Below are 21695 nucleotides of genomic sequence, written 5' to 3'. Positions count from 1 at the left end.
CCATTTTAAATTAAAGCGCCTTAAAATTTAGTGATAGTATTATATTTTAACATTTTTTTTATTCTCTTTTTTATATATTTTAATTTAAGGATATAGTAAGGAGGATATAATGGAAGCTTATCAAAAAACTTTTAGTCAAGTACAGCATGAATTATCAGTAAATGACCAGGGCCTTAGTCCAAAAGAAGCGTTAATTAGAATGCAAAAATATGGTAAAAATGAAATTATTGCAAGTAAACAACCGAGTGTGTTTTCAATATTTATTGACCAGTTTAAAGATCTTTTAGTAATTATTTTAATTGTTGCAGCTTTGATATCCGCGTTTACTGGCGAAATTGAAAGTACGTTAGTAATTATTGTAGTAATTACTATAAATGCTATATTAGGGACAATACAAAGCGTGAAAGCGCAAAAATCACTAAATAGTTTAAAGAAATTGTCAATTCCTAAAGTTAAAGTAATCCGTTCAGGAAAGAAAATGGAAATACCAGCAAATGAATTAACAATAGGCGATATTGTCGTTATTGTAGCAGGAGATGTGATTTCTGGTGACGGTCGTTTAATAGAAGCTAATAACTTAACGATAAATGAAAGTGCATTAACTGGAGAATCAGAAAGTGTCGAAAAACAAACTTTACCTTTACATCATGAATGTTCAATTGCTGATATGAATAATATGGTGTTTTCGGGTAGTTTAGTTACAAATGGAAGTGGCAGCTATGTTGTAACTAAAATAGGCATGAATACCCAAATTGGTAAAATAGCAACTATGCTTAATGAAACTAAGCAAAGAAAAACTCCTTTACAAAAGTCTTTAGATGAATTTTCATTAAGATTATCAATTGGAATCATAGTTATTTGTATTTTTGTTTTAGTGATGGATGTTTTGTTTGCTAAAGAACAGTTATTAGATGCTTTAATGGTGGCTGTTGCTCTAGCTGTGGCAGCTATTCCCGAGGCCTTAGGGTCAATTGTAACGATTGTATTATCTATCTCTACGCAAAAAATGGCTCAAGAAAATGCGATTATAAAGAATTTAAATGCAGTAGAAAGTTTAGGGTGTATATCGGTTATTTGTTCTGATAAAACAGGAACATTAACACAGAATAAAATGGAAGCTACTGACATATATACTCGTGATCGAAGAATTAAAATTAGTGAGTTGAATCATCGTGAATATAATCATAATATTTTATTGAAGTCTTTTGTAATCTGTAATAATGCATCAATTTCAAATGGTAAAAATATTGGTGATCCTACAGAAATTGCTTTGTTAGAAGCCTATCATAATTATTGTTTTAATCATGATTATGATTTAAAAACAAAGCGTCGTTTAGAACTTCCTTTTGATTCATCACGAAAATTAATGAGTGTTGCTTCGAATAATCATTTATATACTAAAGGGGCACCTGATGTTTTATTAAATCGTTGTAAGACTATTTTAAATGATGGTTATAAAGAGATTTTAACTAATCGAGATAAAAAGAAAATTTTAGAGCAAAATGATTTTCTAGCTAGTGAGGGGAAAAGGGTATTAGGCTTTGCTTATAAAAAATTTTATCGTAATACTTTGACGATTCAAGATGAATACGATTTAGTTTTTATCGGATTAGTTGCTTTAATAGATCCACCACGGCCTGAAAGTTTTCAAGCAGTTCAAGATTGTATTAGTGCTGGAATAAAACCAATTATGATTACTGGAGATCATGCAACGACAGCTTGCAGTATCGCTATGCAAATTGGAATATACAAACCCGGGGATAAATGTCTAGACGGTAAACAATTAGATAAAATGACTGATAATCAGCTATATGCTTATTTGCCACAAATTTCTGTTTATGCGCGTGTTGCTCCTGAACATAAGATTAGAATTGTTAAAGCGTGGCAAAAAAGTGGAAAAGTTGTTGCTATGACCGGTGATGGAGTAAATGATGCACCAGCTTTAAAACAAAGTGATGTTGGGGTAGCGATGGGGATTACAGGAAGTGAAGTTGCTAAAGATGGGGCAAGTATGGTTTTAACTGATGATAATTTTGCTACTATCGTTAACGCAATAATGACGGGACGAATTGTTTATACTAATATAAAAAATGCAATTATTTATCTATTGTCAGGTAATTTATCAGCGATTATCTGTGTATTAGTAACTTCATTTTTAATCTTACCGACGCCTTTTTTACCGGTTCATCTACTATTTATTAATTTAATAACTGATTCTTTACCGGCAATTGCAATTGGGATGGAAAAAGGAAATGAAGAAATTCTAAAGCAAAAACCACGGAATATCAATAAATCTTTATTGAATAAAGAAACAATTTTACAAGTCGGTTTTGAAGGTTTAATCATTAGTATTTTTACGATGTTGAGTTATTTTATGGGACTTCGAAATAATGAATTAACAGCTTCGTCGATGGCTTTTGGAACTCTATGTTTAGCACGATTATTACATGGTTTTAATTGTCGTAGTGATTTACCACTAATAAAATTACCGTTAAATTATTATAGTTTACTAGCATTTTTAATGGGAGGACTTCTACTAATCTGGATTCTTATTTCACCTAATTTTCATTCATTTTTTTCTATTAGTGAATTAACGTTAAGACAATTAGCGATGATTTTTATTTTTGCAACATTACCTAGTATTATTATCCAGTTTTATAAGATGATAGCTTCTAGACATAATTTTTAATTTATCATAGTATAATATATTGGTGATTAAATGAAAAAACGATATATATCATTGATTATAATAATAGTCTTGGCAATTATAATTCAATTAGTTTGTATTAGTATTACGCCAGCGTTAAAAACTATTGCCAGTAAAGAAGTCAATCGTTTTTGTCAGATGATCATCAATAATACACCATTTCCAGTAGAATTAGAACATGATGATTTAATTGCAATAAGCCGTAATGGTGATGAAATCGTCGCTATTAATTTTAATACTAATTATGCTTCAAGTCTTGGAGCAAAATTAGTGAATCAGTTAGAGGATCTTTTTTATTCAATTGAAGCAGGTACCTATCAAAAAGAAGATAATTCGTTTTATCAAAATAAATTGCAGCAAATGAGTGATGATGGAGGGGTAATTGCAACTATTAGATTAGGTCTTTTAACTGATAATCCGTTTTTGGCTAATGTTGGACCAAAGATAAATCTTAAATATAAAACCATTAGTGCCATTACTAGTACAGTTGAAGAAAATATAGAAAACTATGGTGTTAATCATGTTATGGTTTCGTTAAAGATTGTTATTAAGATTAGATTGATGGTGTTATTTCCTTTTTATAATGAAGAATTTTCACATGAATATGATTATCCACTTGTGATGGAAGTAATAGAAGGTGAGGTGCCAAATTGGTATCAAAACTAGATATTTTGCAACGTTTTTATCAATTTCTTTAGATAAAGAAATTGATTATTTTGAATATCAAGGGCAATTATATTATTTTAATAAAGTTAATAATTTTACTAATTATTATCCTTATTATGTTAATGCACTAGGGTTGAATGGGTTTCGGCTAGTAATGAATTGTTTTAATCATCCAGTTTCTATGGATTATATGTTGTATACTTATCAAATAGAAGAGTATCATCTTGATAGTTTTATTAATCTGTCTTTACAGTTGATTAATAAAACTATCGAAATTATAAAAATAAAAGAGAGCTGGTGTACAATTTTAGATTAGGCTAAAAGCAAATTAGGAAACTATGCTTCAAGAATTAGTCATTTTGAACATTTTATTATCTTGTTTTATTTTAGGGGAAACCGCTATTAGTATTTTAAATATGATTAATGAGGAAGTGTTTCATTTAGGAGTTGAACACTTTTATTTTAATAATTGTTATGAAGATTTGTGTAATCCTAATAATCTTATTTTTGCTTCGCGAATAAAAGATCTTACAAGCAGTTATAAAAAGGGAATAATTGATATAGAACAACTAGATAATTATATTAAAAGGGGAAATCTTAGTAGTAGTGAAATAATATATTTATATGCTCGTTTATTGTTCCCTAGTGAATTTATGGCGTTAGCTATAAATGAGGATTGTAATGATTTGCAGATTAAAAAGAAACTGTTATTAATGTATCAAAATATTTATTATGAAAGACAACGACTTATTATAGCTATTGATTTATTGAATAATTATGTAAAATTTCCACGAATAGCCTAGTTAGAACATTGACATCAAAAGACATAATGTTTACTATTTAGTTATGATTTAAAAGAGGTGCTGTTATGGAATGATTGAAAAGGTATTAACTAGGTTAGATAATTTAAATATTGATTATCAGTTAATAAAGCATAAGCCAGTTTATACAATTGATGAAATTGATATTAGTTTTATACTAAGAATATGATCGTAGGAAAAAACAACTAAAAATCTGATTGTCCGCTAAAACACTGTATTTATCAGCATATTCAAGGATTGAAATACTTCAAATTACTACGATTGAATGAGCCTTGATACGTTAGAAATCCCAGATTTGCAAAGATCATGGTACAGCACATCAGTATTGAATAGATGAAAAATTGAATATCGCAAGTAGATTATGGAACACCGATATGAAGTGAACCCAATTTGTTGGACACTTAATTAAAATTTGAGAGTGTAAAATTAACTGTGTAAGTCAGGAGCGCGCGGCCTGACAAGCACAGTTTTTATTATAACTATGGTATAATTTGGAGGAAAGAAGGATATGAACATGGCTAGAATTAAACGTGATCCTAAGAAAGTCGCACTTGCCCAAGCCATTCTTGAAGCTTACAACCCTGAATCGGTTGAAGACATGAATGACACTCTCAAAGATTTATTTGGACCTTTATTTGAATCAATGCTTCAAGGTGAAATTGAAATAGAATCACCTAGAGATAGAGATGGATCATTTGAGCCGATACTGATTCCTAAAAGAAAAAAGGTGTATCAGCTATTGAAGGAAAAGTACTGGCGATGTATGCAAGAGGAATGTCTCAAATAGACATCTCTAAAACCATAGAAGATATCTATGGCTTTTCAGTATCCCATGAAATGATATCAGATATTACTGATACAATATTACCAGAACTGGAAGAATAGACCTCTTAAAAAGTGCTATCCATTCTTATTTGTAGATTGTATGTATGTTTCACTTAAACAGGATTACGAAATTAATCAATGTGCAGTATATGTCATCCTAGGCTATGATTTTGAAGAGAATAAAGAAGTGTTAGGATTATGGTTATCTCCTACAGAAAGTAAGAATCAATGGATGCAGATCTTTGATGAATTAAAGGCCAGAGGCTTAGAAGATGTATTCTTTATTTCTATGGATGGTGTATCTGGATTAGAAGAAGGAGCTAAGGCAATCTTCCCTAAAGTGGTTGTACAGCGATGTATTGTACATCTAATTAGAAACTCAATTAAATATGTTCCATCTAAAGATTATAAAAAGTTTACTGCATCTATCAAACGCGTCTACTCTGCATCGAGTTTAAAAGCAGCACAGACTGCATTTGAATCATTCCAGAATGAATGGGGACAATATCCAGGTGCTGTAGATGTCTGGGTCAGAAATTTTAAATACGTCGAACAACTTTTCAATTATGGCAGTTCAGTAAGAAAAATCATGTATACAACGAATGCGATTGAAGCGGTGAATTCAAGTTTTAGAAAAGTAACGAAAAAAGGAACATTTGCAAATGAAAATGCATTATTTAAACTTCTTTATTTACGTATAAAAGAATTAAATAATAAATGGGAAAAAGGACATGTACCTAATTGGTCGATGGTACTTAATCAATTAATGATTGATGATAAATTTAAGACGAGAATTGATCATTATCTTACATTATAAACTGATAATTTAGAGTATTTGAAAGGCCAACATTTTTGTTGGCCTATGTGTGCGTGTGCCGGGCATGGCATGAATTCAGTTGGAGATAAACCAACCATAGGTAGTTACCGCCAAGTGTAGTGAACCACAAGCCGTTGATAGTGATGTCATGGGTGAAGGAAGTGGTGTAGCGATTCTTTCGAGCGTACGAACAGAAACTTGATGAGGCTAAATGGTGGATAAGGTTGCGCAACAAACTAAAGTCCAAAAGGTAAACGTAGAACCAAGACAGTAAATCAAGACGTTGTGAAAGAAATAGGATTCATGAATTACCCCGGGAGGTCTTATGGACGAGGAAGCCTAGTATACTTTAAAATCAGTGATAGTACCCTCGGTCGAAAAAGGTTTACCATAAGAAATCAGATGAAGTCATAGTAGGTAGAAATGCCGAAGGACTGAAACGTTTATAGAGTGCAAATCACTATAAGCAATGTTTGAATAGTCCGAATAGGAGGATAGCCTAGAACTATGGAACGTAACCATAGATGGTAAAAGTACTTGGGATGATTTCAAATATATTTACGAATAGAAGGAGGAGCAGCAAATGGAATTAATGGAAAAGATTATAAGTGAAAAGAACTTACAAATCGCAATCAAAAGAGTCAGACAAAATAAAGGAGCACCGGGTGTAGATAAAATGACAGTTCATGAGGTCGAACAATGGTTTAGTCAATACAGAGATGAAGTTGTTCACCAAATAATGAACAAAAAATATCGCCCAATGCCAGTTAAACGTGTTTATATCCCTAAACCGAATGGTAAACAAAGACCATTGGGAATACCTACCGTTGTCGATAGAGTAATACAACAAGCAATGTTACAAGTTCTTACTGAAGTTTATGAACCAATTTTTAGTGAACACAGTTATGGTTTTCGTCCAAAACGTAGTGCTCACATGGCTATGGAGGAAGTATTGTATTACTTAAATGAAGGTTATGAATGGATTGTTGATTTAGATATTGAGAAGTTCTTTGATACAGTAAATCATGATAAATTAATTTCAATCTTAAGAGAGCATGTCAATGATAGTAAAACATTACATTTAATACGTGCATATTTAAGAGCGGGAGTTCTTGATAAAGGTTTAATAAAGAGTACAACTACAGGAACACCACAAGGTGGGCCTATTAGTGTTGTTTTATCAAATATTTATTTAGATAAATTTGATAAAGAACTGGAGTCAAGGGGATTGAGATTTGTACGTTATGCTGATGATTGTATCATCTTCGTTAAAAGTGAAATGAGTGCAAATCGTGTAATGAAATCAGTGACAACATGGCTAGAAAGAAAACTATTCTTGAAAGTTAGTGCAACGAAGACAAAAGTCGTACGTCCAATGAAAGGACAATTTTTAGGATTTGCATTCTACAAGAATGGAGAACATTGGAAATGCACACCTACTAAAGATAGAAAGAAACGCTTGTATGAAAAGATAAAAATAATTTTATCAAGAAGACATGCCGTTTCGACACCTCTATCCATTACATTTACAAAGGTAAATCAGATTGTAAGAGGTTGGATAAACTACTTTAGAATAGGGAGCATTAAATTATTTCTCGATGAATTTGGACAATGGCTACGTCATAAAATACGATGTGTCATTATCAAACAATGGAAAATACCAACAACAATTTATAGAAATCTGATGAAATTAAACAAGGCATGTAAATGTAATTTCGATGAGGAAACCATCTATAAATGTGCTAACACAAGATTAGGATGGTACAGAAGAAGTGGACAAAATGTTGTCAACTTCATCATATCTCCCAAAATTCTAGCTATACAAAAAGGAGAAAGACCTGGTTTAGTCAATCCCCTTGAATACTATCTTAAGAGTTTGTGATTCGATATAAATGTAGAGCCGTATACGAGACCCGTACGTACGGTTCAATGAGAGGGGCGAAAAATAATTCATTTTCCCTCTACTCTATTTAAATCAACTTATGCACTCTTGAATATCTATCAATAATCAGTGTTCAGTAAAAAATTTACAAAAAATTAAATTTACTTACACACTTTTATTGACAAATCCGTTGAAAACGAATTTCAACCTTAAAAAGTTATTTTGTTACAACCTATTTTCTTTTTTCAATTTCTATTATATATGGGGCATTTTGTTTATTCATCATTTTAAATAATGATACATTATATGATTGATGATCTAATTTACTAACATATTCATCCACTTTAACACTTTCTTTTTTACCTTCATTATGACCAATATAAACAACGATATAAAGGTGACCATCTTTATTTAAACATTTAACAGCTTTATCAATAGCAATAAGTGTAGTATCTACCATTGTTGTAATATGATGATCACCTTGAGGTAAATATCCTAAATTAAATACACCGATATCGTAATTATTAACATACTTATCAAAATTTTCATGACTATCTAAAATAAGTTCAACATTATTTATATCTTTAATTAATTTTTTAGTATTCTTTAAAGCTAATTCTTGAATATCAAAACTATATACTTTTTTAGTTACTTTACTTAAAGTTAAAGTATCATTTCCATTACCCATAGTAAAATCAATTGCTGTAGTATAAGTACTACTTAATATTTTGTTTTTTACATATTCTGTCATTGTTTTCATATAAACCTCTTAATTTCATCACCGTTTTTTTCAAGATAACCTAAAACTTTATATCCGCTTAATTTTTCAATCATTTTATAATTATCTTGATGAATTATATTATCTTTATCAAAATAATTCATAATAAAACCTAACACCTTAAGTCCTAAGCTTTTAGCATATAAGGCAGTTAAAACAGCACTATTGATACTTCCTAAAGTAGCTGAAGTAACAATTATTAAAGGATATTTTGTAAGTTTCATTACATCACTAAGCATAATTAGTTCATCTTCAGCTTTCAAAGGACAAATAATTCCGCCACTACCTTCAACAACAATAATATCATGATTTAAAGATAAGTCATCTAAATCTTTTTTTATAACATTTAAATCAACAAAATTCTTATCATAGCGAGAAGCTAAATGTGGTGAAAAAGCCTGTTGATAAATAAAAGATACTTTACTACTATTTTCTTTTAAATTAGCATAATCACATACATATTTTAAATCACTAGAAATTATTTTTTCATCAACAATTTTAATTCCACTTAAAGCAGCTTTATAATAAGCTGTTTGATATATTTTATTTAATTCCTTAATGATTCTTGCAGTGACATAGGTTTTACCGACATCTGTATTAGTACCGGTAATAAATAATCCTTTTATCATATCTTTTTAATTTCAAATCCTAATTCATTAATTATTTCGATATCATCATCAATGCTAATTCCTTTAGTTGTAAGCATATCTCCAGTAATTGCACCATTAGCTCCACTTTTAAAAACACCTAGTCCTTTATCGTTTAATAATTCACGACCACCAGCTATTTTAATGATGGCTTTAGGGTTAATAAATCTAAAAATTGCAAAAATACGTTCAATTTCTTCTTTTGAAAGAGGTTTTATTTTTTCTAGAGGTGTATTTTTAATAGGGTTTAAAATATTGATAGGAATTGACATGATTTTTAATTGATTTAATTTAAAAGCTAAATCGATTCGATCTTGCCAAGTTTCATTCATTCCAACAATACCACCACTACATACTTGTAGACCAGCATTTGAGGCATCGTTAATCGTTTCAATTTTTTGTTGATAGGTATGGGTAGTACAAATTTCTTTAAAATATTTTTGCGATGTTTCTAAATTATTATGATATTTTATAACTTTTACATCTTTTAATTTTTTTAATTGATGATATTTTAATAAGCCTAATGAGGCACATAATGAAATATTTGTTGATTGATTAAGCTCCTGATATATTTTTAAAATATTTTCAAATTCTTGATTATTTAAACAACGTCCTGATGTAACAATTGAAAAACGTTGAACACCTTTTTTTTCATTATATAAAGCCATTTTTTTAATTTCATCGCTATTTAATAGATCATATGTTTGAATATTTGTATGGTAATGGATAGATTGACCACAAAACTTACAATCTTCTTTACATTTACCGCTTTTTCCATTAATAATTGAACATAAATCAAACTTGTTACCACAAAAATGTTTTCTTATTTGATTAGCAGCTTTTTTTAATTCTTCAAGATCAACATTAATCAAAGATATAGCCTCATCATTACTAATTTCTTGTTCATTTAAAACTTTATTTAAAATCTTTTTTAACATGTAAACCTCCATTTTTTTTGAGTTTTGTTGCTAAAATAATTGCTAAAATACTTAAAGCAATATCACAAGGCAAATCGATTGGAAAACATGATAATAAAACTAATTTCCATGAAATTGAAGTATTTAAATAAAAATTTCATCTAAATTATATATGTCTTTTTGACTATCTTTTCATATCTTCTTAAATGTCCGCAAAGCCTTATTTTATAGGCTCTACGGGCATTTTGCTTTTGTGGTAAACCTCACATATCTAGGTCTATCTTCTTATATTTTCCCTATCAATCGTGGTTAAAATCGTGGTAAATACTTCTATGCGATTAGACGCTGAACCTCTGATTTTGCGGTATCTATGGACGCATGAGCGTACCAGTTCATTGTGATACTGATGTTTGAATGTCCCATGATATACTGTAAATCTTTCGGGTTCATGTTCTTGCTTGCCAGCCTTGTGCAGAATGTATGGCGTAGCGTATGCGGTGTGATATGTGGCAAGGGCTTGTCCTTGTGGTGCTTGTTGTATTTCTTTACCATACGGACAAATAAGGCGTTGTAATCAATCGCAACTTTGGGCTTGCCTTTATGATTGACAAATAGGAAATTGCTCCGTCCGTCTATCACAAATGGTTCTGATTTTGGGCGTTTCTTCATAACCCGTTGAAATGCCTGTATTGTTTCTCTGCTTAATGGCACTTGCCTTATTCCGCTCTTTGTTTTAGGCGTTTCAATGTAATAGCCCTGTTCCTTGCTCTTTAGTAACTGGTGGTCGATAATCACAACTTCATTCTTGAAATCAATATCGGCTACTGTCAGTCCGCACAGTTCCGAGATACGAAGTCCTGTTTTTAATAATATCAGCACATCATCATAATGCTTGTGATACACATTGTCCGTCTTGATAAATGAGAGTAAGGCTTGTTCCTGTTCCTCTGTCAATGCGACTTTCTCTTTGGTATCATTTTCTAGGACTTCACTTAACTTGAAATCAAAAGGGTTTTTCCTTACACAATCGTCTTGAATGGCGATATAGAATGACGCTTTTAACGAGCGTTTATGGTTGTTAATGGTATTGTAGGAAAAGCCTTTGTCTTTCATGCGTAACGCCCATTCTTTAGCGTCAGAGGGTTTTATCGTATCAATGCTCCTAGCACCTAACTTGTCCTCTTTCAATAACCGCATGAGTTGTTCCCGTTGTTTCATTGTGCTTTTCTTCACATTTGCCCTCTGTGCGTTCTGTTTGGAATAGAGTTGACAAAGCGTCATTTTCTTGCCTGTGCTGTCGATACCGTCCTCAATATCCCGTCTTATCTGTTGTTCCAGTTCTCGAAGTGAGAGTTTTTCCCGTTTTCTGATGCTAGAATAAAAACTGTACCAGTTAAATGGAAGAACTAGCTAGTATATGATACAATGTCATAAGCTTAAATCAAAAATAGAAAAGGGGTATATGATGATGACTAAACCAACATTTACAGATGAATTTAAACAGGGAGTTGTTCAATATGTTTTAGAACATCCTGATGAATCTAAAGTAGCTATAGCTAAACAGTTTGGTATTGCTGATAGCACTGTTCATAAATGGCTTAAAGATGCCAGTAGTAATGACGGCGTAATTAATTCAAGAGGAAGCGGTAATTATTCAAGTGACGAAGCTAAAGAAATTGCCAGATTAAAAAAAGAACTGAAAGATACACAGGATGCTTTAGAAGTCCTAAAAAAGGCTATTGGCATACTGGGCAATTAACTAAGCAGGATCTTTATAAAAGGATAAAAGAAAAATCTAAAAAAGATAAACAGACTTCAGTTACCGGTATGCTAAAAAAATTACAACTGAGTAAATCAGGATATTATGAATATTTGAAAAGAAAACCATGTAAACAAAAAATCAGAAAAGCTAGAATCACAGAAAGAATCAAGAAAATCTATAAGGATTCAAAAGAAATATATGGAGCTCCTAAAATAACTGAAATACTAAAAAAAGAGGGAGAAAAAATAAGTGAAAAATATGTAGGAAACATAATGAGGGAAAACAATATTAAAGCTCATTATATCAAACCATATACAATAACAACAAAAGACTGTGATTTTTCAAATAAACTAAAAAATATTCTAAACCGAGATTTTAATCCAAAAGCACCAAATCAGGCATGGTGTACTGATATAACATATATCTGGACAGCAGATGAAGGATTTGTATATTTAACCAGTATAATGGATCTCTATTCAAGAAAAATAATAGCATGGACATTAAGCAAAACATTAGAAGTAGATGAAGTATTAAAATGTCTGGAAACAGCTAAAAAAAGAAGAAAAAGCGCAAAACCAATAGTAATCCATGCAGATCGCGGAGTGCACTATACATCGAAGAAATACAAAAGATTAACTAAGCAGATGAAAAGAAGCTATTCACAAAAAGGAACACCGTGGGATAATGCGTGTATAGAATCATATCATGCATTGATAAAAAGGGAATGGCTGAACAGATTTAAGATTATAAATTATAATCATGCATATAAGCTGGTATTTGAATACATAGAAGGATTTTATAATACAATAAGAGTACATTCACATTGTGATTATAAATCACCTAATGAATATGAGCATGATTATTTAATTAGTATCAATTAATTAAATTTCTTACATTTATGTGGTCCGAAATCTTGACATAGTACCAGAAATACTTTGTCAGCAAGTCCTGTTTTGCCTTTTCTAACAAGTTCCATTTCAACCAATATTCATATCTACGGGTTTAATCAGATAGTCATTTCTTTTTGAATGTTTTTGTATTTCATTCTATTGTGCTTATTTGATTACAAGAACATAGTAATTCTTATATGCTTATTTGTCAATATCTTTTTTTGCCTTTACAAATCATATTAAGCATGATAGACTTACAATAGTGAAGATATAACGAGATATGGAGGGTTATGCAATGAAAATAAGCCATTTAGGAAATAATATACAGACCATAAGAAAATTTAGGGGAATGAAACAACAGGAACTTGCGGACAAAATCGGTATCAATATGCAGAGCCTTTCCAAGATTGAAAGAGGGTTGAACTATCCTGCTTATGAAACGCTGGAAAAGATAATGGAAGTGCTGGACGTAACGCCGAATGAATTATTATCGGGAGAATGGAAGTATGTCAATCAGTCTGAAAAAGAAGTCTGTCAGTTTTTAAGAACAGAAGAACGTCTAAATGCAGAACTGAAACACGGACACTATGATAACTTCTTTGACAGCGAGGAAGAATGGCTGGAATATGAGTTGGAAAAGTTACGGGAATATATTACAGACTATATCAACGGGAAAAGCATTGAAGCGTCCGACCTTTACCCAATCAAAGAATTTATCCAGCATTTGAAATTCCAAAAATTACTAGACCGCTATGATGATTTATACAGTATGGATATGTTTGGGGAAAGCATAGAGGGACATAAATATAGGACACCTTATCAAGTCGTGAAAATGATAAATCCGAACTCAAAAGAGGATATGGAACTGTTACGGGAAGTATTAAGGAATAGCCATTTTGATGATGAGGACGAATAATCTTTTTCCTCTTGCATGGAAGATACAGCAAACAAAAAGCCCAGTAAAGAGTGCAAAGCACCACCAATGGTGGCAAGGCTCTTGACAGGGCTTTTTCTTTTCTGTGGTGGATAATCAAGAGGAAGAATAGATAAATTTATTTTTTCAAAAATTATTGACAATATGTGTGATTATGAGTATATTATAAGTGATATGTAGTTAGTTACTCAACTAACAAACATACAGACAAACAACTAAAGGTGGTGGTAAGGTGCATATCAATCCGAATATAGAAAAACCGATTTTCATTCAGATGGCGGAGCAACTGGAAGATTCCATTTTTACGGGTATGTTTCCAGAAGAAACAAAGATACCCTCAACAAATGAAATTTCTGCTTTACTGAATATCAATCCTCATACTGTTCTAAAAGGTATGAATATGTTGGTAGATGAAGAAATTATATACAAGAAAAGAGGTTTAGGTATGTTTGTAAAAGAGGGAGCAGTCAAAAAAATTCGATTAAAACGTCAAGGTCAATTTTATGAACAATATATCGCAACATTGATTGAAGAAGCGTCTAAATTACAAATGACCAAAGAAGAAATTATTTCATTGATAGAAAGGGGTTATGAACATGAACGCAATTCAAATTAAAAATATCACGAAAAAATACAACAATTTAACAGCATTAGATAATGTTTCATTTTCTTTTGAATTTGGAAAGATATACGGTTTTTTGGGAAGAAATGGTGCTGGAAAATCAACCTTAATCAATATTATTGCAAATAGAATTTTTGCTGATGAGGGGACTGTTCTTGTTGATGACATTCCAGCAAAGGAAAATATGCAGGTGCATGAAAAGATATTCTGTATGAGTGAAGCTGATTTATACGATAAAGAATTAAAAATCAAAGAGCACTTTAAGTGGATAAATCGGTTTTATGATAGTTTCGATTTAGATAAAGCATTTGAAATTGCTGAAAAATTCAATCTTGACATCAACAAGAAATTCAAAGCATTATCTAAAGGGTATCAGTCAATTTTCAAATTAACAGTTGCTCTATCATTGAATGTCCCTTATGTAATCTTTGATGAACCCGTTTTGGGATTGGACGCTAATCACAGAGAGTTATTTTATGATTTACTTTTGAAAGATTATGAAAATGATGAGCGAACGATTATTATTGCCACGCACTTAATTGAAGAAGTTGCGAATATTATTGAAGAAGTAGTTTTAATTGATAAAGGCAAAGTCCTATTACAAGAAAACGTTGAAACCCTTTTAGAAAAAGGATACAGTATTTCGGGAATTGCAAAAGATGTTGATGATTATTGCTCGGATAAAAATGTTATCGACTATGATGAATTGGGTAACATGAAAATTGCTTATGTATTGGGCGAAAAGACACCATTACCTAAAGATAGCAATTTACAAATCTCTACTATGAACTTGCAAAAATTATTTGTCAAATTAACAGAGAAAGGCGGTAAGTAATATGAATAAATTAAAATCTGCAATCCTATATGACTGCTCAACAACATTTAGAGCAATCGGTATATTCTATATCATTCAATATGCAATCGTTTCGTTTATAACTTTAATAATCGGAATTAGTTTAGGAACTTTTGACAATGTTGGTACAAATGGATTAGAAATTAACTCACTTATATTTGTTGGCATTGTAGGCGTACTCGGTTTTAAGGAAGATTTTAAAATGTTAATTCAAAATGGTTTTACCAGAAAGTATATCTTTATTACAATGACTTCTCTGTTTGTGTTTATGGCATCTGCAATGGCTTTTATTGATACTGTGGTCGGTCAATTTTTACACCGTTTAACAAATGATTATCAATCTTTATTTGGAAGTATATATGGATATGAAAGTGTATTTGCAAATTGGATTTGGTTAGCATTATTGTATATGGTAATATTAAATTTATTTTATCTTGGAATTTTGCTAATTAACAAAGTTGGAAAAAATACATCAATCTACCTAGGGGTTATTTTAGGTGGTTGTATATTATTTGTGATTGCATTATTCCGATATGTATTTTCCGCTGAGGTTGTAAGAAATATTACTGATTTCTTTATGAAAGCATTAGGTTTTATGACTGACGGAACAATCAATTATATCTTTCCCACTTTGACTTTGGTATTGATTATTTGTATTTTGGCAGGTGGGGCTTATACTATTATCCGACATACAGAACTTAAATAATCTATAATCATTGACTAAATTAAAAATATAACCTGTTTTTTAATCAAAGTTTCATGGCTCGTACAGACTTCGTGTTTTGTGCGAGCCTTTTTCATACCTTCTTTTCTGTATTTTACAAAACGATATAAATGGGTGGAATGTACTAAATGCAAATTATCCTATTTATATAATTTCAGCGTTTGCAGAAAGGAGGTGAGATTATGGACACATCTTCTTTCGAGCATATCGTTAGAATACAGTTTAATGCTTTGATGATGATTGTTATTAAATGCACAGTAAAAAACAGGAACAGACAGTTTGCAAGACGTTCCAAACGTGAAGTTTTATTCTGTGAATTATCAGATACGAAAAATCTTGAATGTGTAACTAAGGATAAATATTCTTGTGATTACATTTCTTTTGAAGTCTTGAATTTCACAATTCAAATATCAAATGAGAAACTTGCTGTTGCTTTATGTAAGTTATCATGTAAAGAGCGTGATGTAATATTATTACGCTATTTTCAAAGCATGAGCGACCAAGAAATCGCAGAATTGTATCATGTATCACATTCTGCTATTTATCGCAGAAGAAGTAACGGATTGAAAAAACTAAAAACAGTATTGAAAGAAAGGAATTGAACTAATGAAAAAAGAATACGGCTACCCTACATTAAAAATAATATGTCAAGCGTCTGCTGGAAATGAAACTGCCATAAGAGAGATTTTGAAGTTTTATGACGCTTATATCTGTAAATTATGCTTGCGTCCGTTTTACCACTCTGAAAGTGGTAAAATCACTATGCAGGTTGATGAAGAATTAAAAGGTCAAATTCATACAGAAATGATGAAAGCAATCTTGAAGTTTGAAATCAGAGTGAAGTAATCATATTACATGAATTGAAAAACGGGAGATACACAGATATTTGTGCTATCTCCCATGTTGTTTTTGTGTCATATCAAGGCTCATTCAATCGTGGTAAATTCGTGGTAAAATGAATGGTTTTCTATATTTCAAAATGCTTAAAAGTATAGTGTTTATGCGGATAATCAAAAATTAGATATATAATTTAAAATAAAATACTTGTAACTTAAACCAATAATATATGTAGCTAATAAACCACAAAAAACAGCTAAAGCATATTTTTTTAAATCAGTTAATGCAACTTTTTCACAGATTAAACCAGTAAAATAAGCACATGCAATAAATCCAATTAAATATCCAAAACTAGCTTTAAAAATATATCCAATCCCACCACCAGAAGCAAATATAGGGATACCAATCAACCCAATCAATACATATATTAAAACTGCTAAACCACCTAATTTAGAACCCAACAAAATTCCCGATAGTAAGACAAATAAAAATTGCAAAGTAAAATAATCCATATATGGAAGTGGAATTTGAATAAATGCTCCAATTGCAATTAAAGCTGTAAAGATACCACAATATGTCATTTTTAATGTATTATTCATAATTTTTTTGGATAATACTAACCTCTCCAGAATTTAATGTATATTCTTGATTATCACATTTAACAATAAGATTACCTAAATTATTAATATCTTTAGCAATTCCGTTATATATTTGACCTTTATATCTAAATTCAACTTTTTTATTTAAAACACAAGAAGCATCTTTATACTCATTTAAAACATTATCAAAATCTTCATCAATAATTTTAAATATTTCATTTACAATCAATGCAATAAATTTACTTCGATTAATATTTTCAATTCCTAAAGAAGTTGCTTTATCTAAAAGCTCTTCAGGAAATTGTTTGGTAGAAACATTTATTCCAATTCCAATAATAATTGCTTCAATCATTCCACTTTCAAAATCACTAATAGCTTCAGTTAAAATTCCACATATCTTTTTACTTTGATAATAAAGATCATTGACCCATTTTATCTTTGTATCAATTCCATATAATTTTTTTATCACGCGTTTAATAGCAACAGCACTTTGAATTGTAATTAATGTTGCATCATTAAATGTTTGATCGTATCTAAGTAATAAACTCATATATATGCCTTGTTTTTCAGGAGAATAAAAATTACGATTAAATCTCCCTCTACCAGCACTTTGATGTTCAGCAACAATTAAAGCATAATTAACATGATTATCAACAGCAAATTTTTTCATTTGAGTATTTGTCGAATCAATTGTTTTATATGCATAAATATCCATCTTTTTATCTAAATAACAACTAATTCCTTCACTAGATAAAATATCATTGTTGTTTAATAACATGTATCCTTTATTAGTAGAAGCTTCAATATTATAACCTTCTTCTTTTAGTTTTTTGATAACTTTACAAATTGACATTCTGCTAACATTTAATTGTTTAGCTAATTCTTGACCAGAAATAGAAATATTTCTATTTTGTTCTAATATTTTTAAAACATCACTTTTTATTGTCATTTAATCACCCCAATTTTAAGATAACAAATTATTTTACAATTGTAAACACTTTTATTAAGTTATGTTTACAATTGTAAAATAAAAAAACAGCATTAAGCTGTTTAGTGAAACATATCTTTTTTAATAAAAATAATTGTGGCAATAATACAGGCGATAATAGCAACAATAGTTGGAAACCACCATTGTGCAATTGGTAGACCAGTAACATTCATCCCATAGAAACTGAAAATAATATTTGGAATAGACATTACAATAGTAATAACAGTAAGAACTTTCATAACAATATTTAAATTGTTAGAAATAACTGATGCAAAAGCATCCATAGTTCCAGATAAAATATTAGAATAAATGTTACACATTTCAATTGCCTGATGTATTTCGATTAAAACATCTTCTAATAAATCTTGATCTTCATCATATAATTTGATAGTCTTACCACGCATTATTTTATTTAAAGTTATTTCATCAGTTTTTAAAGAAGTAGAAAAATAAACTAATGATTTTTCTAATCCTAACATTTGAATTAACTCTTTATTTTGCATAGATTTATGCAAACTTTGTTCGGTTCTAAGTGAAATGCGATCAATTTGTCTTAGATAAATTAAATATCGTTGTGAAATTCTTAATAATAAAAGTAACAAAAATCTAGTTTTCAAAGTAGTATTAATTCCACGTACTTTACCTTGAACCATATCATCGATACATAAATTATCATATAAAGAGATTGTAATGACATATCCTTTCATAATAACAATACCTAAAGGCAAAGTTGTATATTGAAGCAATTTATCATCATCATAGCTTACTTCGTTTTCTTCAGCACTAGGATAATCAACAATAACTAACTTTTGATTATAATCTTCATCATAATCAATATGTGAACTTTCTTCAGGGTCTAATGAAGAATTTATGAATTCTGGTAAAATGCCGATTTCTTCAATCAAAAAATTCTTTTCTTCTTCATTTGGAGATACTACATTGATCCAACATCCTATTTCAGGAGTTGATATTTTTTTTGTTATATTATCATAAGTTTTGTAGAATTCTATCATATTAGCCTCCTTACTTCAGGAGACTAATTATTATGTCTCCTGAATTTATTATTTAATTGTTTGAAATATTCCTGCTCGGGCTCAGGGGACATAATAACACCTTCTTTCAGCAAAATATTATAGCATAAATTATTTAATTTTACTAAAATTTTTTTAATAATTTAAGCTATTAAATTATATGAATTAGATTGAATATTTTTAATGAAATATTATATTTAAATTGAATATTCTGTATCAACAGTTACATTAATATTTTTAGCTTTCAGTAAAATAAAATAAATAAAATACAAAGCAATGATTGTTAAAATAACTTGAGCTATTGGATAAGCAAGCCATATCCCTGTTAATTTAAAAATATTAGAAAAATAAATAAGGCAGCCAGGGATTATTACACATGGTTCAAGATAGACAATAATTGATGAAAATAATGTTCTTTCAGTTGCATAAAATAAAGCACATGATAAACGATTGTTGCCAATAAATGGAAATGATAGTGCAGTAATTATTAGAGCATTGCGGCATTCATTATAGATAATATTATCAACATTAAATAATGATGTTAATATGTTAGGGAAAATAATCACAAGTATTGTTAAAGTAGTTGAAATAGCTAGGGATAAAGTGATTGCTTTTTTATAAATATATTTAATTAATTGCGGTTGTTTACAGCCATGATAATAACTTAATAACGGTTGAATACCATCGCCGACTCCTTGTAAAAATAATTGTATAGACGAAAGAACATAACTGATAATAGAAAAAATTGTTAATGCATTATCACCACCATAGCGAATGCACATCCAGTTAGTAATTACTGTAATGATACAAGGAATAAGAGTTTGACCAAAAGGGGAAATACCAATCGTTAAGATTTTTTTAATAGTTATTAAATTAGGAATATAATCGATTAAACTTAATTCTTTTAATTTAAAATAAATCAGCATTATAGTTCCACTAAATGCAACAACACCTTGGGCAATAATTGTTGCTAATGCCGCTCCATGTAAACCAAGTTGCATTTTATATACAAATAAGTAGTCTAAAATAATATTAACAATTAAACCACTACTCATACTAATAGTAGCATAAATGGTTTTACCTTGATTTCTTAATAGAGGATTAATTCCATTTCCTATTATTGGTAAGATACCACCGATTAAAATAATATGGATATATTCATAAGCACCAGTGTAAATATTTCCCTTAGCACCTAAAAAAACTAATAAATCATTTACAAAGTAATTTAAAATAATTGGTAAAATTATGCCACTGATCAATAATAATGAACAGGTACTACCGATTGTTTTATGCATTTGTTTTATTTTATTTTGACCATTATAATATGAATAATTAACAGCGCCACCAATTCCAATCCCAATTGCAGTAGCATTTAAAATTACTTGAATTGGATAAGCAATATTAATAGCAGCCAAAGCACTATCATTTACAGCATTGGCGACAAATAAACCATCAATAATTGAATAAAAACCACTAAGTAACATTGTAATCATTGATGGTATTACATATTTATAAAATTTTTGATTAATTATTTTTTTATTCATCATATCACTCCTTTACATTGCTAGTATAAAGGTTGGTGTTAGACAAGGGTCAAGGTTATTTTTAGATTATTGGTAAATATATTTCAGCGTAATAATTTTCTTTATCATGATAAAAGGTTAATGGAATTTCTTTGATTAAAAAATATGATGCATAATTTAAATTATTTATTTTAGCGTATTCTAAAAGTTTATTGATAGTAGTTTTATTGATCGTTTTATTATTCATAGCACAGGTCATATGAATACATTTAGTTAAATTGATAGTTTGGAGATCTAATGATAATTGTAAATTACTAGCAATATCTGTTTCTAAAGTTACATATGTTGCTTGTTGGTTTAAAGTATGATCGTATTTTTTAAAAATAGAACATAAAACAAATTCATCAGTAGTAATATGTCTAATTTTGTGAGTGAAGAATTCATCACTATCTTCGCTTTCAAATAAGATATATGATGTTGGAAATGTTGCTATTTCAATATTTTTATCTGTTTTGATTTGCAGATATAATGATTGAATATAATTGATTTTTTTTAATAATTGTTGTTCATATAAAATTCTTCTTTCAACTTTAATTTTTTGTGTTTCTACTAATTGATAGGCTTGAGTTGGATCTAAGTTTTGATATAATTCTTGAATTTCAATAATTGAAAAATCTAAGTGTCGATAGTAAATGATATCTAAAAGTTCTAAGACATTTTTTAAAGTGTACATACGATAGTTATTATGGGGATTAGTAGTAGGATGAACTAGGCCTTTTTTTTCATAGAAACGAATAGCATCATTTGTTAGACCTAATAGTTTACTTATTTGTGATATTGTATATGTTTTTTCCATGATATGCTCCTTTTAA

At 29.8% G+C, this 21695-nt stretch carries 21 protein-coding genes and 2 pseudogenes; 14 read left to right on the top strand and 9 right to left on the bottom strand.

From position 1 onward, the window contains the following. Positions 1-109: 109 nt before the first annotated feature. The 6 genes and pseudogenes from NQ543_RS09815 to ltrA all read left to right on the top strand — a co-directional run bounded on the left by NQ543_RS09815 (position 110) and on the right by ltrA (position 7718). Positions 110-2689, top strand: a complete 2580-nt coding sequence (locus NQ543_RS09815) for a cation-translocating P-type ATPase (RefSeq protein ID WP_004609534.1) — start codon at positions 110-112, stop codon at positions 2687-2689. 30 nt (positions 2690-2719) lie between these two features. Then, a complete protein-coding gene (locus NQ543_RS09810) occupies positions 2720-3373 on the top strand; it encodes a sporulation protein YunB (RefSeq protein ID WP_004609535.1) in 654 nt (217 codons plus the stop codon). Further along, the gene (locus tag NQ543_RS09805; RefSeq protein ID WP_004609536.1) at positions 3345-3689 is read left to right on the top strand and encodes a hypothetical protein; all 345 of its coding nucleotides are present in this window, start codon (positions 3345-3347) and stop codon (positions 3687-3689) included. The genes NQ543_RS09810 and NQ543_RS09805 overlap by 29 nt, the downstream gene beginning before the upstream one ends. A 22-nt stretch (positions 3690-3711) precedes the next feature. After that, entirely contained in the window at positions 3712-4176 is a 465-nt protein-coding gene (locus NQ543_RS09800) for a hypothetical protein (RefSeq protein ID WP_004609537.1), read from the top strand. A 532-nt stretch (positions 4177-4708) separates the two neighbouring features. After that, a pseudogene (locus NQ543_RS09795) lies at positions 4709-5836 on the top strand (IS256 family transposase). A 583-nt stretch (positions 5837-6419) separates the two neighbouring features. Then, entirely contained in the window at positions 6420-7718 is a 1299-nt protein-coding gene (gene ltrA, locus NQ543_RS09790) for a group II intron reverse transcriptase/maturase (RefSeq protein ID WP_004609541.1), read from the top strand. Between the two features lie 232 nt (positions 7719-7950). Here ltrA and mnmM read toward each other — a convergent pair whose 3' ends face one another. The 4 genes and pseudogenes from mnmM to NQ543_RS09770 all read right to left on the bottom strand — a co-directional run. Then, positions 7951-8478 (bottom strand): tRNA 5-(aminomethyl)-2-thiouridylate-methyltransferase MnmM, encoded by a 528-nt coding sequence (gene mnmM / locus NQ543_RS09785; RefSeq protein ID WP_004609542.1) that lies wholly within the window; start codon positions 8476-8478, stop codon positions 7951-7953. Beyond that, complete coding sequence (gene bioD / locus NQ543_RS09780; RefSeq protein WP_004609543.1) at positions 8475-9125, bottom strand: dethiobiotin synthase; 651 nt, start codon at positions 9123-9125, stop codon at positions 8475-8477. Before bioD ends, mnmM begins: the two co-directional genes overlap by 4 nt. Further along, positions 9122-10081, bottom strand: a complete 960-nt coding sequence (bioB, locus tag NQ543_RS09775) for a biotin synthase BioB (protein WP_004609544.1) — start codon at positions 10079-10081, stop codon at positions 9122-9124. The genes bioD and bioB overlap by 4 nt, the downstream gene beginning before the upstream one ends. 309 nt (positions 10082-10390) lie before the next feature. Next, positions 10391-11425 (bottom strand): annotated as a pseudogene (locus NQ543_RS09770) (tyrosine-type recombinase/integrase); the annotation flags it as partial. A gap of 52 nt (positions 11426-11477) precedes the next feature. Here NQ543_RS09770 and NQ543_RS09765 point away from each other — a divergent pair. From NQ543_RS09765 to NQ543_RS09730, 8 genes are all read left to right on the top strand, one after another. Then, positions 11478-11819: a transposase gene (locus NQ543_RS09765; RefSeq protein ID WP_004609083.1), complete on the top strand. Its 342-nt coding sequence runs from the start codon at positions 11478-11480 to the stop codon at positions 11817-11819. Continuing rightward, positions 11744-12703 carry an IS3 family transposase gene (locus NQ543_RS09760; protein WP_333790947.1) on the top strand — a complete coding sequence of 320 codons (960 nt, stop codon included), beginning with the start codon at positions 11744-11746 and terminating at the stop codon, positions 12701-12703. Before NQ543_RS09765 ends, NQ543_RS09760 begins: the two co-directional genes overlap by 76 nt. Positions 12704-12992: 289 nt before the next feature. Beyond that, complete coding sequence (locus tag NQ543_RS09755) at positions 12993-13628, top strand: helix-turn-helix domain-containing protein (protein ID WP_004609546.1); 636 nt, start codon at positions 12993-12995, stop codon at positions 13626-13628. Between the two features lie 250 nt (positions 13629-13878). Then, positions 13879-14262: a GntR family transcriptional regulator gene (locus NQ543_RS09750; RefSeq protein ID WP_004609547.1), complete on the top strand. Its 384-nt coding sequence runs from the start codon at positions 13879-13881 to the stop codon at positions 14260-14262. After that, on the top strand, positions 14243-15103 hold the full coding sequence (locus NQ543_RS09745; protein ID WP_004609548.1) for an ABC transporter ATP-binding protein: 861 nt from the start codon (positions 14243-14245) through the stop codon (positions 15101-15103). The genes NQ543_RS09750 and NQ543_RS09745 overlap by 20 nt, the downstream gene beginning before the upstream one ends. A gap of 1 nt (position 15104) precedes the next feature. Next, positions 15105-15827 (top strand): hypothetical protein, encoded by a 723-nt coding sequence (locus tag NQ543_RS09740; protein WP_004609549.1) that lies wholly within the window; start codon positions 15105-15107, stop codon positions 15825-15827. 200 nt (positions 15828-16027) lie between these two features. Then, entirely contained in the window at positions 16028-16447 is a 420-nt protein-coding gene (locus NQ543_RS09735) for an RNA polymerase sigma factor (protein WP_039903971.1), read from the top strand. A 4-nt stretch (positions 16448-16451) separates the two neighbouring features. Next, positions 16452-16691: a helix-turn-helix domain-containing protein gene (locus NQ543_RS09730; protein WP_004609551.1), complete on the top strand. Its 240-nt coding sequence runs from the start codon at positions 16452-16454 to the stop codon at positions 16689-16691. A gap of 164 nt (positions 16692-16855) precedes the next feature. Here NQ543_RS09730 and NQ543_RS09725 read toward each other — a convergent pair whose 3' ends face one another. The 5 genes from NQ543_RS09725 to NQ543_RS09705 all read right to left on the bottom strand — a co-directional run bounded on the left by NQ543_RS09725 (position 16856) and on the right by NQ543_RS09705 (position 21679). After that, positions 16856-17281, bottom strand: a complete 426-nt coding sequence (locus NQ543_RS09725; RefSeq protein ID WP_004609552.1) for a biotin transporter BioY — start codon at positions 17279-17281, stop codon at positions 16856-16858. After that, on the bottom strand, positions 17274-18230 hold the full coding sequence (locus tag NQ543_RS09720; protein WP_004609553.1) for a biotin--[acetyl-CoA-carboxylase] ligase: 957 nt from the start codon (positions 18228-18230) through the stop codon (positions 17274-17276). The genes NQ543_RS09725 and NQ543_RS09720 overlap by 8 nt, the downstream gene beginning before the upstream one ends. Before the next feature lie 101 nt (positions 18231-18331). Further along, the gene (locus NQ543_RS09715) at positions 18332-19282 is read right to left on the bottom strand and encodes a magnesium transporter CorA family protein (RefSeq protein WP_004609554.1); all 951 of its coding nucleotides are present in this window, start codon (positions 19280-19282) and stop codon (positions 18332-18334) included. A 215-nt stretch (positions 19283-19497) separates the two neighbouring features. Continuing rightward, positions 19498-20844 (bottom strand): MATE family efflux transporter, encoded by a 1347-nt coding sequence (locus tag NQ543_RS09710; protein WP_039903973.1) that lies wholly within the window; start codon positions 20842-20844, stop codon positions 19498-19500. A gap of 61 nt (positions 20845-20905) precedes the next feature. Further along, a complete protein-coding gene (locus tag NQ543_RS09705) occupies positions 20906-21679 on the bottom strand; it encodes a helix-turn-helix domain-containing protein (protein WP_004609556.1) in 774 nt (257 codons plus the stop codon). Positions 21680-21695 lie beyond the last annotated feature (16 nt).

This window comes from Thomasclavelia spiroformis DSM 1552 (assembly GCF_025149465.1).
Taxonomy (GTDB): domain Bacteria; phylum Bacillota_I; class Bacilli_A; order Erysipelotrichales; family Coprobacillaceae; genus Thomasclavelia; species Thomasclavelia spiroformis.
The sequence above is the reverse complement of the archived record's forward strand: the minus strand, read 5'-3'. Positions and strand labels throughout refer to the sequence as shown.

Coding starts and splice junctions, on each gene's coding strand:
- NQ543_RS09705 (WP_004609556.1), bottom strand. CDS start 21,679: ATGGAAAAAACATATACAATATCACAAATAAGTAAACTATTAGGTCTA.
- NQ543_RS09710 (WP_039903973.1), bottom strand. CDS start 20,844: ATGAATAAAAAAATAATTAATCAAAAATTTTATAAATATGTAATACCA.
- mnmM (WP_004609542.1), bottom strand. CDS start 8,478: ATGAAAACAATGACAGAATATGTAAAAAACAAAATATTAAGTAGTACT.
- NQ543_RS09715 (WP_004609554.1), bottom strand. CDS start 19,282: ATGATAGAATTCTACAAAACTTATGATAATATAACAAAAAAAATATCA.
- NQ543_RS09720 (WP_004609553.1), bottom strand. CDS start 18,230: ATGACAATAAAAAGTGATGTTTTAAAAATATTAGAACAAAATAGAAAT.
- NQ543_RS09730 (WP_004609551.1), top strand. CDS start 16,452: ATGAAAAAAGAATACGGCTACCCTACATTAAAAATAATATGTCAAGCG.
- NQ543_RS09800 (WP_004609537.1), top strand. CDS start 3,712: ATGCTTCAAGAATTAGTCATTTTGAACATTTTATTATCTTGTTTTATT.
- NQ543_RS09815 (WP_004609534.1), top strand. CDS start 110: ATGGAAGCTTATCAAAAAACTTTTAGTCAAGTACAGCATGAATTATCA.
- NQ543_RS09755 (WP_004609546.1), top strand. CDS start 12,993: ATGGAGGGTTATGCAATGAAAATAAGCCATTTAGGAAATAATATACAG.
- NQ543_RS09765 (WP_004609083.1), top strand. CDS start 11,478: ATGATACAATGTCATAAGCTTAAATCAAAAATAGAAAAGGGGTATATG.
- NQ543_RS09745 (WP_004609548.1), top strand. CDS start 14,243: ATGAACGCAATTCAAATTAAAAATATCACGAAAAAATACAACAATTTA.
- NQ543_RS09735 (WP_039903971.1), top strand. CDS start 16,028: ATGGACACATCTTCTTTCGAGCATATCGTTAGAATACAGTTTAATGCT.
- NQ543_RS09810 (WP_004609535.1), top strand. CDS start 2,720: ATGAAAAAACGATATATATCATTGATTATAATAATAGTCTTGGCAATT.
- NQ543_RS09740 (WP_004609549.1), top strand. CDS start 15,105: ATGAATAAATTAAAATCTGCAATCCTATATGACTGCTCAACAACATTT.
- ltrA (WP_004609541.1), top strand. CDS start 6,420: ATGGAATTAATGGAAAAGATTATAAGTGAAAAGAACTTACAAATCGCA.
- NQ543_RS09725 (WP_004609552.1), bottom strand. CDS start 17,281: ATGAATAATACATTAAAAATGACATATTGTGGTATCTTTACAGCTTTA.
- bioB (WP_004609544.1), bottom strand. CDS start 10,081: ATGTTAAAAAAGATTTTAAATAAAGTTTTAAATGAACAAGAAATTAGT.
- bioD (WP_004609543.1), bottom strand. CDS start 9,125: ATGATAAAAGGATTATTTATTACCGGTACTAATACAGATGTCGGTAAA.